This window comes from Actinomadura sp., assembly GCF_044508335.1.
Lineage (GTDB): Bacteria > Actinomycetota > Actinomycetes > Streptosporangiales > Streptosporangiaceae > Spirillospora.
On sequence record NZ_JBIQHY010000024.1, the window covers coordinates 44,842 to 60,121 of the forward strand.

General features: G+C 73.7%; 12 protein-coding genes and 1 pseudogene. 12 read left to right on the plus strand and 1 reads right to left on the minus strand.

The window, feature by feature from the left end; all coding sequences use genetic code 11:
• Window positions 1-800, plus strand: a pseudogene (locus ACIWVC_RS11875) (hypothetical protein); the annotation flags it as partial.
• Here the strand turns inward: ACIWVC_RS11875 and ACIWVC_RS11880 are convergent.
• Complete coding sequence (locus tag ACIWVC_RS11880) at window positions 772-1,968, minus strand: hypothetical protein (RefSeq protein WP_396450392.1); 1,197 nt, start codon at window positions 1,966-1,968, stop codon at window positions 772-774. The pseudogene ACIWVC_RS11875 and the gene ACIWVC_RS11880 overlap by 29 nt on opposite strands.
• A 107-nt stretch (window positions 1,969-2,075) precedes the next feature.
• Between ACIWVC_RS11880 and ACIWVC_RS11885 the strand changes: the two genes are divergently transcribed.
• The 11 genes from ACIWVC_RS11885 (at window position 2,076) to ACIWVC_RS11935 (ending at window position 15,095) form a co-directional block, all read left to right on the plus strand.
• Complete coding sequence (locus ACIWVC_RS11885; RefSeq protein ID WP_396450397.1) at window positions 2,076-3,449, plus strand: bifunctional folylpolyglutamate synthase/dihydrofolate synthase; 1,374 nt, start codon at window positions 2,076-2,078, stop codon at window positions 3,447-3,449.
• Window positions 3,446-3,805 (plus strand): DUF4233 domain-containing protein, encoded by a 360-nt coding sequence (locus ACIWVC_RS11890; RefSeq protein WP_396450394.1) that lies wholly within the window; start codon window positions 3,446-3,448, stop codon window positions 3,803-3,805. Before ACIWVC_RS11885 ends, ACIWVC_RS11890 begins: the two co-directional genes overlap by 4 nt.
• A 129-nt stretch (window positions 3,806-3,934) precedes the next feature.
• Complete coding sequence (locus ACIWVC_RS11895) at window positions 3,935-5,407, plus strand: hypothetical protein (RefSeq protein ID WP_396454140.1); 1,473 nt, start codon at window positions 3,935-3,937, stop codon at window positions 5,405-5,407.
• 46 nt (window positions 5,408-5,453) lie between these two features.
• Window positions 5,454-5,864 (plus strand): nucleoside-diphosphate kinase, encoded by a 411-nt coding sequence (gene ndk, locus ACIWVC_RS11900; RefSeq protein WP_396449592.1) that lies wholly within the window; start codon window positions 5,454-5,456, stop codon window positions 5,862-5,864.
• Window positions 5,865-6,058: 194 nt separating this feature from the next.
• The gene (locus ACIWVC_RS11905) at window positions 6,059-7,093 is read left to right on the plus strand and encodes a rod shape-determining protein (protein WP_396449593.1); all 1,035 of its coding nucleotides are present in this window, start codon (window positions 6,059-6,061) and stop codon (window positions 7,091-7,093) included.
• Between the two features lie 99 nt (window positions 7,094-7,192).
• A complete protein-coding gene (gene mreC, locus ACIWVC_RS11910; protein WP_396449594.1) occupies window positions 7,193-8,200 on the plus strand; it encodes a rod shape-determining protein MreC in 1,008 nt (335 codons plus the stop codon).
• 1 nt (window position 8,201) lies between these two features.
• Window positions 8,202-8,801: a rod shape-determining protein MreD gene (gene mreD / locus ACIWVC_RS11915; protein ID WP_396449595.1), complete on the plus strand. Its 600-nt coding sequence runs from the start codon at window positions 8,202-8,204 to the stop codon at window positions 8,799-8,801.
• Window positions 8,798-10,870: a penicillin-binding protein 2 gene (mrdA, locus tag ACIWVC_RS11920; RefSeq protein ID WP_396449596.1), complete on the plus strand. Its 2,073-nt coding sequence runs from the start codon at window positions 8,798-8,800 to the stop codon at window positions 10,868-10,870. Before mreD ends, mrdA begins: the two co-directional genes overlap by 4 nt.
• Window positions 10,867-12,051, plus strand: a complete 1,185-nt coding sequence (gene rodA / locus ACIWVC_RS11925) for a rod shape-determining protein RodA (RefSeq protein WP_396449597.1) — start codon at window positions 10,867-10,869, stop codon at window positions 12,049-12,051. The genes mrdA and rodA overlap by 4 nt, the downstream gene beginning before the upstream one ends.
• 61 nt (window positions 12,052-12,112) lie before the next feature.
• The gene (locus ACIWVC_RS11930; protein ID WP_396449598.1) at window positions 12,113-14,035 is read left to right on the plus strand and encodes a TIGR03960 family B12-binding radical SAM protein; all 1,923 of its coding nucleotides are present in this window, start codon (window positions 12,113-12,115) and stop codon (window positions 14,033-14,035) included.
• A 202-nt stretch (window positions 14,036-14,237) separates the two neighbouring features.
• A complete protein-coding gene (locus ACIWVC_RS11935; RefSeq protein WP_396449599.1) occupies window positions 14,238-15,095 on the plus strand; it encodes a TIGR03936 family radical SAM-associated protein in 858 nt (285 codons plus the stop codon).
• Window positions 15,096-15,280: the final 185 nt, after the last annotated feature.

The window sequence follows — 15,280 nt, forward strand, 5'->3', positions numbered from 1 at the left end:
TGGTCGGCGGTTCGGGAGCCCACCCGGTGGTCGGCTCCGGCGCCCACCCGGTGGTGGGGTCGGGCGCCCATCCCGTGGTCGGCTCGGGTGCGCATCCGGTGGTCGGCTCCGGCGCCCATCCCGTGGTCGGCACCGGCGGGCACCCGATCGTCCAGGGCGGCACGGGCCCGGTGCCGGCCGTCCCCGGTCCCGCGAAGAGGAGGAGGCGCGTCCCCAGGCTGCTGCTGGTCGCCGGCGCCGCCTCGGTCGCGGCGGTCGCGCTGCTGGCCGGGGCGCTGGCGTTCCGCACCGACGGCGGCGGCGCCGAGGACGCCCGCACCACGGCCGTCCCCGCGTCCAAGCGGGTGATCAGCGCGGGCCCGGCGGCCGGCGGGCTGCACAAGGACGGCCTGACGGCGCCGCAGGCGAGCGCCGCGTACCCGTTCATCGCGGCCGCCGTCGAGGCGGGCGGCGTCCCGGTCGCGAAGCACGGCACGGCCGTCTACACCGAGGAGCCCGTGCGCGACGTCAACGTCCTGTTCATGGGCGGGACGGGCCCGGTCGGCGACCCGGCCGACTTCCTGCAGCGCATCCAGCCCACCACGTTCATCGCCGGCCAGGACGCCGACGCGGGCGGCAGGGGCGGGAAGGCGGTGTGCGGCACGTTCGCGGTGCTGGCCGAGACGCACACGTACTGCGCGTGGGCCACCGAGGACTCCTACGGCGTCGTCGCGTCCAACCGCCCGACGCGGAACCCGCAGTTCACGCTGATGGCCGAGGTGATGCGCCGCATCAGGAAGGACGTCGAGCGGCCGAAGTGACGAACAGCCGCTCGGTGTCGGCGTCGACCACGCCGAGGACGTGCCCGGTGAAGTAGCCGGTGCCGAGGACGATCACGCGGTGCCCGAGCGTGGCCAGCGACTCCGGCGTGATGGCGGCCGCGTCGACCACGTCCCAGCCGGGCGGCGCCGGGCGGGTGAACCGCAGGTGCGGCAGCGCCAGCCGGACCGACGTCACGGGCAGCGAGCCGAGCGCGGCGACGGCCCCGTCCACGTCCTTGTGGTCGGGCAGGCAGACGACGGCGTGGTCGATCGTCCCCCACGCCTCCCGCGCGGCGGCCAGCGCGGCGGTGACGCCGGTGCGGTCGACGGCCGAGTCGATGAGCACCCTCGTCGCGGATCCGGGCACGTCGTGGCAGGACGACCGCGCCGGCAGGACGACCGACGCCAGCACCTCCCGGAGCGTCCCGGCCGGGGGCTCGGGCACGCCCGGCATGCGGCGGGCGGCGGCGACGCCCAGTTCGGCGGCGGCCCGGCCGAGGCCGGCGGGCAGGAGGCCGGCGGGCACGACGCCGGGCCCGACGACCTCGGCGCCGCGCAGCACCTCGGCGACCGGCGGCGGCTGCGGCGCCGACAGCACGACCGTCCCCGGCCCCGCCACCCCGAGCTTCTCCCGGGCGATCTCCGCCTCGGTGGCGCCGAGGACGCCGGCGTGCTCCAGGAACACCGGGGTGATCGCGGCGACGTCCGGCGGGAACAGGGCGACCTCGTCCGACCGCCCGCCCATGCCGGCCTCCAGGACGAGCACGTCCGCGCCGGCCCGCCGGGCGTGCAGGACGCCCGCGAGCAGGAAGAGGCCCGACGGCGACAGGTAGCCCGCCGAGGGCGGCGGGAGGGCGCGGGCGGCCTCGTCGAGGGCGTCCGCGAGGGAGGCCAGCTCGTCGTCGGAGACGGCGCGCCCGTCGATCCTGATGCGGTCGCGGTCGGTGCGCAGGCCGGGGCTCGTGACGGTGCACACGCGGCGCCCGGCCGCGGCGAGGAAGGCCGACGCGTAGGTCGCCGCCGTGCCCTTCCCCTTGGACCCCACCACGGTCAGGACGGGCACTCCCGGGTCCAGGACCCCCAGGGCGTCCGCCAGCGCGCGGGCCCGCCCGACGTCGCGGGTCTCGCCCGGAGCGCGCCGCTCCCATTCCCGGAAGAACACGTCCATATCTCCAGTGTGGGGGCGGACGGAGCGTCGCGCGCCGCCGAGTAGGCTCTGAAACCGTGAGTCAGCGAACCGAACCGGCCGGCTACCGGGCGACCGTCGCCGCGATCATGGCGCGCGGCGTCGAGTGGGAGATCGACCCCACCCTCGACCGGATCCGCGACCTGGTCGACGTCCTGGGCGAGCCGCACCGCGCGTACCCGGTGATCCACATCGCCGGGACGAACGGCAAGTCCAGCACGGCCCGGCTCATCGAGGCGCTGCTGCGCGAGCGCGGGCTGCGCACCGGTCTCTACACCAGCCCCGAGCTGACCACGCTGCGCGAGCGCATCGCGATCGACGGGGAGCCGATCAGCGAGGAGCGCTTCGTCGAGACGTTCGAGGACGTCCTGCCCTACGTCGAGCTGGTCGACGGCAAGCACCCGGCGCGGCTGTCGTTCTTCGAGGTGCTGACGGCGATGGCGTTCGCGGCGTTCGCGGACGCCCCGGTCGACGTCGCGGTCGTCGAGACGGGCATGGGCGGCACCTGGGACGCGACCAACGTCGCGGACGGCGCGGTCGCGGTGATCACCCCGATCGGCCTGGACCACACCCGCTACCTCGGCGACACGCTGGAGGAGATCGCCGGCGAGAAGGCGGGCATCATCAAGACCGGCGCGGTCGCGGTCCTCGCGCAGCAGCCGGTCGAGGCGGCCGAGGTGCTGCTGCGGCGGGTCGTGGAGGTCGGCGCCGCGGCGGCCCGGGAGGGCATCGAGTACGGCGTGCTCGGCCGCGACGTCGCGGTCGGCGGCCAGCAGCTCCGCCTGCAGGGTCTGCACGGCGTCTACGACGAGATCTTCCTGCCGCTGTTCGGCGAGCACCAGGCGGGCAACGCCGCGACGGCCCTCGCCGCCGTCGAGGCGTTCGCCTCCGGCGCGCCGACCAGGGGGGAGCACAACCTGGAGGCGGCGACCCGCATCGCGGCCGGCGACTCCTACCTCGGCGGCGACGAGGGGCAGCTCGACCCGGCGCTGGTGCGCAGCGGTTTCGCCGGGTCCGCGTCGCCGGGCCGGCTGGAAATCGCCCGGACGGGCCCGACCGTCCTGCTGGACTCCGCGCACAATCCCGCCGGGATGGCCGCGACCGTCGCCACGATCACCGAGTCGTTCGGCTTCACCCGGCTCGCCGGGGTGCTCGCGATCGCCGCCGACAAGGACGTCGCGGGCGTCCTGGACCAGCTCGAACCCGTCCTGGCGGAGCTGGTGGTGACCCGGAACTCCTCCCCGCGCTCGATGCCGCCCGACGAGCTGGCCGAGATCGCCGAGGGCGTGTTCGGCGCCGAGCGCGTCCATGTCGAGCCGCGGCTGGACGACGCCATCGACCGGGCGATCGGCCTCGCCGAGGAGACCGGCGAGTACCGCGGCGCCGGCGTGCTGATCACCGGGTCGGTGGTCACGGCGGGCGACGCCCGCACCCTGCTGCGCGTCGAGGAGGGCCGCCGATGAGCACCCGGGCCGCCGAGGGCGGGGCCGCCGGCAACCCGGCGCGGCGGCTGTTCGCCATGGTGCTGGCGTGCGAGGCCATCGTGATCGCGCTGGCCATCCCGGTCGCCGTCGCGGTGCTGGACGTGGACGGCGCGACCGCGGGCGCGGTGTGCGGGAGCCTGGCGGTCGCCTGCCTGGTGCTGGCCGGGCTGCTGCGCCGGCCCTGGGCGGTCCCGGCGGGCACCGCGCTGCAGGTGCTCATCATCGCGACCGGCTTCATGGTGCCGGCCATGTTCTTCCTCGGCGCCGTTTTCGGGGCGCTTTGGTGGACGGCGATTTGGCTCGGACGCAAGGCGGCGAGCGCGCGGCCGCGCTAAGTTCGGTCGGAACGGCAGCACAATCATCCCGCCGATTACCGCGTATTCCGAATATCACCACAACTTGGACATCTTTCCTTTTCAGGAAAAACGCGTCCGGCGGATGACGACCCTCCAGAGGAGCAGGCCGTGTCCACCCATGCAGCGTACGGCAGCGCGGCGTCCACCAGTGCGGCGTCCACCAGTGCGGCGGCGACCCCGGCCCGGGAGCGCCCCGGCGAGGGCGCCGCGCGGCGGCGGCTCGCGGCGCTCGGCGCGCTGCTGCTGACCGGCACCGCGGTGCCCGCCGCCGTGCTGACCGTGCCGGACGCCTCCGCCAACGTCGTCCCCGCCGCCGCGGACGCCCTCGGCCTCGGCGGCGCGGGCGTCGCCGGCCTGCTGCGCGCCACCGGGCTGTCGCTGCCCGCGCTGCTGCTCGCCGTCCCGCCCGCCGCCGCGGCGGCCCGCCGGTTCCCCGCCTGGACGGTCCTCGCCGCGGGCCTGGCCGTGCTGCTGGCCGGCCTCGGCGCCGCCCGCCTCGCCGACTCCGTGCTGCTGACCGGGGCGGTCCGGGCGGTCCAGGGCGCGGGCGCCGGCACCGTCCTGCCCGCCTCCCTCGTGCTGGTCTGGGAACGCCGCGACCACGCCCTGGCCGCCGCCTGGGCGGGCGTGCTCGCGGGCACGCTCATCGCGGCGATGCCGCTCGCGCTGGCGGCCGTGCCCGCCGGCGGCGCGCCCGTCCCCGACTGGCGAGTCGCGCTCGCGCCCTTCCCGTGGCTCGCCGTCGCCGCGGCCGGCGCGGCGGCCGCCCGCCCGCTGCTGCGCGGCCGCGTCCCGTGGACGCTCCCCCCGGCCCGGCACACCGAGCGCGGCCGGCTCCTGGTCCCGCTCGTCCCGGCGGCGGGCTTCGCGTTCCTCGCCGTCGTGGCCGCCGACGGCTGGTCGCCCGGCGCGCGGCTGCTCGTCGGGGGCCTCGCGGTGCCCGCCCTGCTCGGCCTCGCCGCCGTCGGCGGGCGCGACGCGCAGACGGGCAGCCCGCACGGCTGCGCCCTCGCCATGGTCGCCGTCGGGCTGCTCGGCTACCCGGTCGCCGGACCGCTCGCCGGGCTCGCCGCCACCGCCCGCGGGCCCGGCGGCGCGCCGCTGCTCCCGTTCGCCGCCGCAGCCGTCGCCGCCCTGGCGGGCGCCCTCGCCGCGACCCGCGCGCCCGCCCGCGGCGCCGTCCGCACCGGCCTGCTGCTGCTCGCGTCGGCGCCGCCGCTCGGCCTCGCCGCCGACCCCCGCGACCGGTGGACGCTGCTCGCCATGCTCGTCCCGCTCGGCGCGGGAGCCGGGCTGGCCCTGGCCGGCTCGCTGCGAGACGCCGCGCCCGGCGCCGCGCTGTTCGGCCTGACGCTGTGCTTCCCGGCCGTGCTGACCGGGCAGCTGATCGTGCTGTCGCTGCAGGCGTCCCGGCTGCGGGGGCGGCTTCCGGTCACCGAAACGCAGCAGGTCCAGGCCCTTCTGGAGGGCTACCGCGGCTGGCTCGCCGCCGCCGGAATGCTCGCCGCGGTGCTCGCCGCCGCGGCGGTCCGGCCCGGCCTCCGGCGCCGGAATGCCACTTCCGGCGCGCGGGGCGGGTAGTATTCGCGCGCTTACCGAAACCGAAATTCCGCAAGGAGAACCACCCGTGTCCGAGCGCACTCTTGTCCTGGTCAAGCCCGACGGCGTCCGCCGCGGAGTCATCGGCGAGGTCATCTCCCGGATCGAGCGCAAGGGCCTGACGCTCGTCGCGCTGGAACTCCGCACGCTCTCCCGCGAGACCGCCGAGGCGCACTACGAGGAGCACGCGAGCAAGCCGTTCTTCGGCGAGCTGGTCGAGTTCATCACCGGCGGCCCGCTCGTCGCCATGGTCGTCGAGGGCCCCCGCGCCATCGAGGCGTTCCGCTCCCTGGCCGGCGCCACCGACCCGGTCAGCGCCGCCCCCGGCACCATCCGCGGCGACTTCGCGCTGGAGATCGGCGAGAACATCGTGCACGGCTCCGACTCGACCTACTCCGCCGAGCGCGAGATCAAGCTGTTCTTCCCCGAACTGGGCTGAGACGCGTCCGGGGGACGACTCTCGAGCGCGGGCCGGAACTCCGGCCCGCGTCTTCTTTAGCGAAAACCGAGCTGGTCAGGACGCGTTTTTTCCGCGACGCGCGACGGCGGGGTGACTGCCCGCGGACGGGGGCGCACGTTACGATGGACGCGCCGCTATACACGCCCGTCAATCATGAAGGGCTCCCTTTCTTCATGGGTAACAAGCTGTCGTTTCTTGGCCGGGACATGGCCGTCGATCTTGGTACCGCCAACACACTGGTGTACGTGCGCGGGCGTGGCATCGTCCTGAACGAACCATCCGTGGTGGCGATCAACACCAACACCGGGAAGATCGTGGCGGTCGGCATCGAGGCCAAACGGATGATCGGCCGCACGCCCGGCAATATCGTCGCCGTGCGGCCGCTCAAGGACGGGGTCATCGCCGACTTCGACGTCACCGAGCGGATGCTGCGCTACTTCATCCAGAAGGTCCACAAGCGCCGGCACTTCGCCAAGCCGCGGATCGTCGTCGCGGTGCCGAGCGGCATCACCGGCGTGGAGCAGCGCGCGGTGAAGGAGGCGGGCTACCAGGCAGGGGCCCGCCGCGTCTACATCATCGAGGAGCCGATGGCCGCCGCGATCGGCGCCGGGCTGCCCGTCTACGAGCCCACCGGCAACATGGTCGTCGACATAGGCGGCGGCACCACCGAGGTCGCGATCATCTCGCTCGGCGGCATCGTCACCAGCCAGTCGGTCCGCGTCGGCGGCGACGAGCTGGACCAGGCGATCATCTCCTTCTCCAAGAAGGAATACTCCCTGATGCTCGGGGAACGGACCGCCGAGGAGATCAAGATGGCCATCGGCTCGGCCTATCCCGGCGGCGACGAGGAGCCGCACGCCGAGATCCGGGGTCGCGACCTCGTGAGCGGGCTGCCGAAGACCGTCGTGATCTCCGCCGAGGAGGTGCGCCGGGCGATCGAGGAACCCGTCAACGCCGTGGTGGACGCGGTCAAGACCACGCTGGACAAGTGCCCGCCCGAGCTGTCGGGCGACATCATGGACCGCGGGATCGCGCTCACCGGCGGCGGCGCGCTGCTGAAGAACCTCGACGAGCGGCTCCGCGAGGAGACCGGGATGCCCATCCACCTGGTGGACAACCCGCTCGACTCGGTGGTGCTCGGCACCGGCAAGTGCGTCGAGGACTTCGAGTCGCTGCGCCAGGTCCTCGTCCCGGAGCCGCGGCACTAGATCGGACGTGGTCCGCCGGGGGCGCCGGGGCGTCACCCCTCGGGGAGGAGCCGGCCGGCGCCGGGCTCCCGGCGTACACAGGAAACCGGAGGTCGGTGCGTGAAGGACACCCGGCGCACCCGCATGGTGCTCGGCGTGCTGCTCGTCGTGGCGCTCACGATGATCACCGTGGACTACCGCGGCGGCGCGGACTCGCCGCTGCGCGGGCTGCGCGGCCTCGGCGCCACCGTGTTCGGCCCCGTGGAGCGCGCGTCGGCGTCGGTGGTCCGGCCGGTGGGGAACGCCTTCGACGCGATCACCGACGCGCCCGGCGAGCGGCGCCGCGCCGACCGGCTCGCCCGGGAGAACCAGAAGCTGCGCGAGCAGCTGCGCTCCAGCCGGCTCGACAAGGACAAGTCGGCGCAGCTGGAGCGGCTGCTCGGCACCGCCGGGATGGGCGGCTACAAGATCCGCGCCGCGCAGGTGATCTCCGCCGGGCAGGGCTTCGAGGACACCGTCACCATCGACGCCGGGAGCCGCGCCGGCATCAAGCCCGACATGACGGTGATCAGCGCCGCCGGGCTCGTCGGCCGCGTCACCCGGGTCGGGCCCGCCACCTCGACCGTCCTGCTCGCCACCGACCAGACCTCGTCCATCGGCTCCCGGCTGGAGGCGTCCAAGGAGATCGGCATCGTGCAGGGCCGCGGGCGCCGCGGCCTCGGCGGGGGCGGCGACACGCCGCTGCGGTTCCAGCTCCTGGACGCCGCCGCGCCCATCCAGGTCGGGCAGCGGATCGTGACGCTCGGGTCGCAGGGGCAGCGCCCGTACGTGCCCGGCGTCCCGATCGGCGAGGTCGCGCGCATCGAGAAGGCCACCGGCGGGCTGACCCGCACCGCCTACGTCCGGCCGTTCGTGAAGTTCACCAGCCTGGACGTCGTCGGCGTCGTGGTCGCCCCGCCGAAGACCGACCCGCGGGACGCGGTGCTCCCGCCGAAGCCGAAACCGCCCGCGACGCCGAGCCCGAGCACGAGCCCGGAGGCGAGCAAGAGCCCGAAGGCCCGGGAGAGCGGCGACGCGCGGCCCCGCCGCTCCGCGAGCCCGTCCACCCAACCGAGCGCGAGGGACTGACGTGCTGAATCCGCCCGAGGCGTCACCGGCCGGCCGCACCGCGGTCGCCGCGGTGGTGATCGTCGTGACCCTGATCCTGCAGGTGTCGGTGGCGAACCGGCTGCCGCTGCCCGGCGGCGTGCAGCCCGACCTGGTGCTGCTGGCCGTCGTGGCGCTGGCGCTGGTCGCCGGGTCGATGACCGGCATGGTCACCGGGTTCCTCGCCGGCCTCGCCGCCGACATCATCCCGCCCTCCGACCACACCATCGGCCGGTACGCGCTGGTGTACTGCCTCATCGGCTACCTGTGCGGCGCCGCCGCGACCGAGATGGACCGGCAGTCGGTCGTGCCGTTCTTCGCCGTCGCCGCGGGCGCGCTCGCCGGGACGGTCCTGTACGCGGCGACCGGGATGATCCTCGGCGACCCGCGCGCCGGGTGGGACACCGTCTCCCGGATGGTCCCGCTGCAGGTCCTGTACGACATCATCGCCAGCCCGTTCGTCGTCTGGGCGGTGCTGCGCGCCACCCGCCGGTACGAGAGCGGCGAACGACCGCGCGGCGACCGCCTCGCGGTGCCCGCCGCCCGCTACCGCGCCATGTCCGGGCGGGGCGGGATCCTGTGAACCCCCGCACCCATTTCCGGCTGGTCGTCCTGTACGTCCTCGTGGGCGCGCTGCTGCTCGTCCTCGTCGGCCGCATGTGGACCCTCCAGGTCCTGGAGGGCGAGCACTACCGGGAGATCGCCGCCCAGAACCGCACCCGCGACATCGTCGTCCCCGCCGTCCGCGGCATGATCCTCGACGACCGCGGCAGGCCCCTCGTCCGGAACCGCAGCGCGCTCGTCGTGTCGGTAGACCGGACCACGCTGTCCCGGCTGGACGACGGCGGCGAGGCCGTCCTGAAACGGCTCGCGGCCGTCCTCGGGACGACCTACGACGACATCTCCAAGCGGATCCGGCTGTGCAGCCCCACCGTGAAGCGGCCGTGCTGGCCGGGGTCCCCGTACCAGCCGATCCCCGTCGACGACCACGTCGACCCCAAGCGCGCCCTGCAGATCATGGAGCGGCAGGAGGACTTCCCCGGCGTCACCGCGCAGATCCAGGCCGTCCGCGACTACCCGGAGCCGGAGGGCGCGAGCGCCGCGCAGGTGCTCGGCTACCTCCAGCCCGTCACGCAGGACGAGCTGGACAAGCGCAAGGGCCTGAAGGTCACCGGGTACAGCGGCGTCGACCTCGTCGGGCGCGCCGGGCTGGAGGCCCAGTACGACCGGGCGCTGCGCGGCGAGCCGGGGTACCGCCGGGTCCTCGTCGACAGCCAGGGCCGCGTCACCGGCACCGCCGAGGAGCAGCAGCCGAAGTCCGGCAGCAACCTCGTCACCAGCATCGACGCGGGCGTGCAGGGCGCGGCGGAGAAGGCGCTCAAGCACGCGATCGACAATGCGCGCAAGGGGGGCAAGCCGGCCGACGCGGGCGCCGCGGTTGTGATGGACGTGCGCACCGGCCGCATGGTCGCGATGGCCAGCTACCCGACCTACGACCCGGCGATCTGGACCGGCGGCATCTCGCAGGAGAAGTACGACGCGCTGCTCGGCAAGAAGAACGGCGAGCCGCTGATCTCCCGCGTCACCCAGGGGCAGTTCGCGCCCGGCTCCACCTTCAAGATCTCCTCGGTGGCCGCCGCGGTGAAGGACGGGGCCAGCCTGAAGGGCATCTACCCGTGCCCCGGCTCCTACAACGTGGGCAATCGGGCGTTCAGCAACGCCGGTGGCACCGGGTACGGCCCGATGACGCTGCACACCGCCCTCGTGAAGTCCTGCGACACGGTGTTCTACCGGTTCGCCTACCTGGAGTGGAAGGCGGACGGCGGGATGCACCCGAAGAAGAACCCGTCCGACCCGATGGTGAAGATGGCCCGCCAGTACGGGTTCGGGAAGAAGACCGGGATCGACCTCCCCAGCGAGAGCGCCGGCCGCATCCCGGACCGGGAGTGGAAGCGGAACTACTGGGAGGCCACCAAGGCCGCCAACTGCAAGGGCGCCAAGGAGGGCTACCCCGAGGTCGCCAAGACCGACCCGGCGCGCGCCGCCTACCTGAAGGCCGTCGCGACGGAGAACTGCACCGAGGGCTACGTGTGGCGCCCCGGTGACGCGGCCAACTTCTCGGTCGGGCAGGGCAACGTCCTGGTGACGCCGCTGCAGCTCGCCCGCGCGTACGCGGCGCTCGCCAACGGCGGCAAGCTGCTGACGCCGCGGCTCGGGGTCGCGATCGTCCGGCCGGACGGCACGGTCGTCCAGCGGATCCAGCCCCCGCCGGCGGAGAAGCTCCCGGTCGATCAGAAGGTGCTGAAGTACATCCGCAACGCCCTGGCCCAGGTCCCCAAGGAGGGCACCGCGGCGGGCGCGTTCGGCGGCTTCGACTTCAAACGCGTCGACGTGGGCGGCAAGACCGGCACCGCCGAGGTCTACGGCAAGCAGGACACCTCCTGGTTCGCCTCGTTCGGCCCGGTGAAGAACCCGCGCTTCGCGGTCGTCGTGATGGTCTCGCAGGGCGGTTTCGGCGCCTCCACGGCCGCCCCCGCCGTCCGCGAGATCTGGGAGGCCATGTACGGCACGAAGGACAGGAAGCCCATCCTCAAGGACGGGAAGCTCCCCTCCGAGCTGCCGCGGATGCCGGGCCAGGGAGCCGCCCCGTGATCGCCGGAACCGGCGTGGGGCCGGTCGAGGGGTACGGCGCGCGGCGGACGTGGCGGAGCCGCCTCGCCGGGCTGCGCCGGCTCGACTGGCCGCTGTTCGTCGCCGTGCTGGCGCTGTCGGTGGTGGGCGCGCTGCTGGTGCGCTCGGCCACCTTCCACCTGCTCGCCGAGCAGGGCAAGGACCCGGAGAGCATGCTCAAGCGGCATGTGCTGAACCTGCTCATCGGGTTCCTGCTCGGCGGCATCGTCACCGTCCTCGACTACCGGCTCCTGCGCGCCTACGTGCCCATCCTGTACGGGGTGGCGTGCGTGGGCCTGCTGGCCGTGCTGACCCCGCTCGGCTCGACGATCAACGGGTCGCACTCGTGGATCGTGCTCGGCGGCGGGTTCCAGGTGCAGCCGTCGGAGTTCGCGAAGGTCGGGCTCGTGGTGCTGCTCGCGATGATCCTCGGGGAGCCGCGGGACGGCGAGATCGGGCCGGGCCGCCGCGACGTGCTGCTCGCGCTCGTCCTCGCCGGGGTGCCCGGCGTTCTGATCATGCTGCAGCCGGACCTCGGCACCACGCTGGTGTTCATCGCCGTCGTGCTCGGCATGCTGGCGATCTCCGGCGCGCAGAAGCGCTGGCTCGCCGGCCTGGTCGGCGGCGGGGCGCTCGCAGGCGTCGCGGTGTGGTTCTTCGGGCTGCTGAAGGACTACCAGGTCGACCGGTTCATCGCGTTCCTGCACCCGGAGGCCGACCCGCGCGGCGCCGGCTACAACGCCCAGCAGGCCCGCATCGCGGTCGGGTCGGGCGGCGTGCTCGGCAAGGGCCTGTTCAACGGCGAGCAGACCGGCGGCCACTTCGTCCCCGAGCAGCAGACCGACTTCATCTTCACGGTGGCGGGGGAGGAGCTCGGCTTCGTCGGCGCCGCGGTCATCGTCGTGCTGCTCGGCGTGGTGCTGTGGCGCGGGCTGCGGATCGCCACCCAGGCCGCCGACCTGTTCGGCACGCTCGTCGCGACCGGGGTCGTGTGCTGGCTCGGCTTCCAGGCGTTCGAGAACATCGGCATGACGATCGGGATCATGCCGATCACCGGGCTGCCGCTGCCGTTCATCTCCTACGGCGGGTCCGCCACCTTCGCCAACATGATCGCGTTCGGGCTGCTGCAGGCCGTGCACGTCCGGCGGCACGCGTTCGATTAGCGACCGTCCAGCGCGTAGGCTGGACGTTCATCCCAACGTCCCCTGCACGGAGGATTCCGTCATGCCGGTCGAGTCGCTCTTCCCGCGCCTGGAGCCGCTGCTTCCGAGCGTGCAGAAGCCGATTCAGTACGTTGGCGGCGAGCTGAACTCGCAGATCAAGGACTGGGACCAGACCGACGTCCGGTGGGCGCTGATGTACCCGGACGCCTACGAGGTCGGGCAGCCGAACCAGGGCGTCCAGATCCTTTACGAGATCCTGAACGAGCGCGACGGCGTCCTCGCGGAGCGGACCTACACGGTCTGGCCCGACATGGAGGCCGTCATGCGCGAGCACGGCATCCCGCAGTTCACCGTGGACGCGCACCGCCCGGTCGGCGCGTTCGACGTGCTCGGCGTGTCGTTCTCCACCGAGCTCGGCTACACCAACATGCTGACGGCGCTCGACCTCGCCGGCATCCCGCTGGACGCCGCCGAGCGCACCGGCGAGCACCCGATAGTGATCGCGGGCGGGCACGCCGCGTTCAACCCCGAGCCCATCGCCGACTTCATCGACGCGGCCGTCCTCGGCGACGGCGAGGAGATCGTCCTCGCGATCACCGAGGTGATCCGCGAGTGGAAGGCCGAGGGCGAGCCCGGCGGGCGCGACGAGCTGCTGATGCGGCTCGCGGCGTCCGGCGGCGTGTACGTGCCCCGCTTCTACGACGTCACCTACCTGCCGGACGGCCGCATCCAGCGGGTCGCGCCGAACCGGCCGGGCGTGCCGTGGCGGGTCGAGAAGCACACCGTGATGGACCTCGACCAGTGGCCGTATCCGAAGAAGCCGCTCGTCCCGCTCGCCGAGACCGTGCACGAGCGGTACAGCGTGGAGATCTTCCGCGGCTGCACCCGCGGCTGCCGGTTCTGCCAGGCCGGGATGATCACCCGCCCGGTCCGCGAGCGGTCGATCACCACGATCGGGAGCATGGTCGAGCAGGGCCTGAAGGAGTCCGGCTTCCAGGAGGTCGGGCTGCTCAGCCTGTCCAGCGCCGACCACAGCGAGATCGGCGACATCGCCAAGGGCCTCGCGGACCGCTACGAGGGCACCAACACCTCGCTGTCGCTGCCGTCCACCCGCGTGGACGCCTTCAACATCACGCTCGCCAACGAGTTCTCCCGCGGCGGACGGCGCTCCGGGCTGACGTTCGCGCCGGAGGGCGGCTCCGAGCGGATGCGCAAGGTGATCAACAAGATGGTCACCGAGGAGGACCTGATCCGCACCGTCAGCACCGCCTACGAGAACGGCTGGCGGCAGGTCAAGCTGTACTTCATGTGCGGCCTGCCCACCGAGGAGGACGAGGACGTCCTCGCGATCGCCGACATGGCCAGGCGCGTCATCCAGGCGGGGCGCGAGGCCACCGGCCGCAAGGACATCCGCTGCACCGTGTCCATCGGCGGGTTCGTGCCGAAGCCGCACACGCCGTTCCAGTGGGCCGCGCAGTGCGACCACGAGACCGTCGACCGCCGCCTGCACGCCCTCAAGGACCTGCTGCGCGCCGACAAGGAGTACGGCCGCGCCATCGGCCTGCGCTACCACGACGGGCGGCCCTCCATCATCGAGGGCCTGCTGTCGCGCGGCGACCGGCGCGTCGGCAAGGTCATCCGCGCCGTCTGGGAGGACGGCGGCCGCTTCGACGGCTGGAGCGAGTACTTCTCCTACGAGCGCTGGACCGCCTGCGCCGAGAAGGCCCTCGCCGGCGAGCCCGTCGACCTGGCCTGGTACACCGTCCGGGAGCGCGACGAGGTCGAGGTCCTGCCCTGGGACCACCTCGACGCCGGCCTCGACCGCGAATGGCTCTGGCAGGACTGGCAGGACGCCATCGACGAGACCGAGGTCGAGGACTGCCGCTGGACGCCCTGCTACGACTGCGGCGTCTGCCCCACCATGGGCACCGAGATCCAGATCGGCCCGACCGGCCGGAAGCTGCTGCCGCTGTCGGTGGTCTGACCCGCGGCGGCCCGGCCCGGGGCGCGGCGACCCGCGCGGGCGTCCGCATGTCCGGAACCGGTTGCGGGAACGCCCTGAGCTGCGGGGGTCCGGGCACGACGGCGCCCGTGCTTGGCGGAACGATGCTCGGGGACCCGTACTCTATAGGGAGACCTAGTTTTTCGACTCGACACGAGTAGGAAGGACAAGAGCCCTGGCACCCATGCCGGAGGGTCCGGCGCCGGCCCCCGTGACCCAGCGACTGCGCGTCCGCTACGCCAAGCGGGGCAGGCTGCGGTTCACGAGCCACCGCGACATTTCCCGGGCCGTGGAACGCGCCGTCAGGCGCGCCGGGATCCCTGTCGCGTTCAGCGGCGGATTCACCCCCCACCCGAAGATCTCGTACGCGGGTGCGGCGGCGACAGGGGTGGCCAGTGAGGCCGAATACCTCGAACTCGGGCTCACCGAGACCCGCGACCCTGCGCGGGTGCGGGCCGATCTCGACGCGGCCCTGCCCCCCGGGCTCGACATCGTCGATGTCGTGCCGGTGCGGGCGGGACGGGACGACGCGGCGGCGAAGCCGAGCGCGTTCGCCGATCGGCTCGAGGCGTCCGAATGGCGGATCAGGCTGGACGGCGTGTCCGACGACGACGCCGCCGCGGCCGTGGCCGCCTTCATGGCCGCCGAGCACATCGAGGTGGAACGCCTCACGAAGAAGGGACGGCGCCGTTTCGACGTGCGCGCCGCCGTGTCCGCCTGCGAGCTGGACCGGCGCGCCGCGGAGGCGGCGGATGCCCCTTGTGCGATACTTCGAATGGTTGTTCGGCATTCCACACCGGCCGTACGACCCGACGACATCCTCACCGGACTGCGCCAGGTAGCCGACCTCGCGCCGCCGTCACCGCCGCTGGTGACCAGGCTGGCGCAGGGGCCCCTCGACGCGGACACCGGTGGCCTCGCGGATCCCCTGGATCCCGACCGGGAGATCGGCCTGCCGTCCGGCGACGACGCCGAGACGGCCCGCGGCCCTGCGCGGCCGCAGCCCGGGGACGCCGCGAGCGCGGATGCCGTCAGCGCCTGACCGGGGAACCGAAGCCGTGGGAGCACGGAACCGGTTCCGCAGGGTACGGCCGGCGCACCCCCGACGACTTCGTCGTCATGGCCGGACCACCGTCCGGCGGTGACGACGCCGATGACTGACGAGGTGCTCTCGTGCGGCGCACCGCACCGATCCGCCCCCGGGCGGAGCGAGCGGACGCGCCCGGG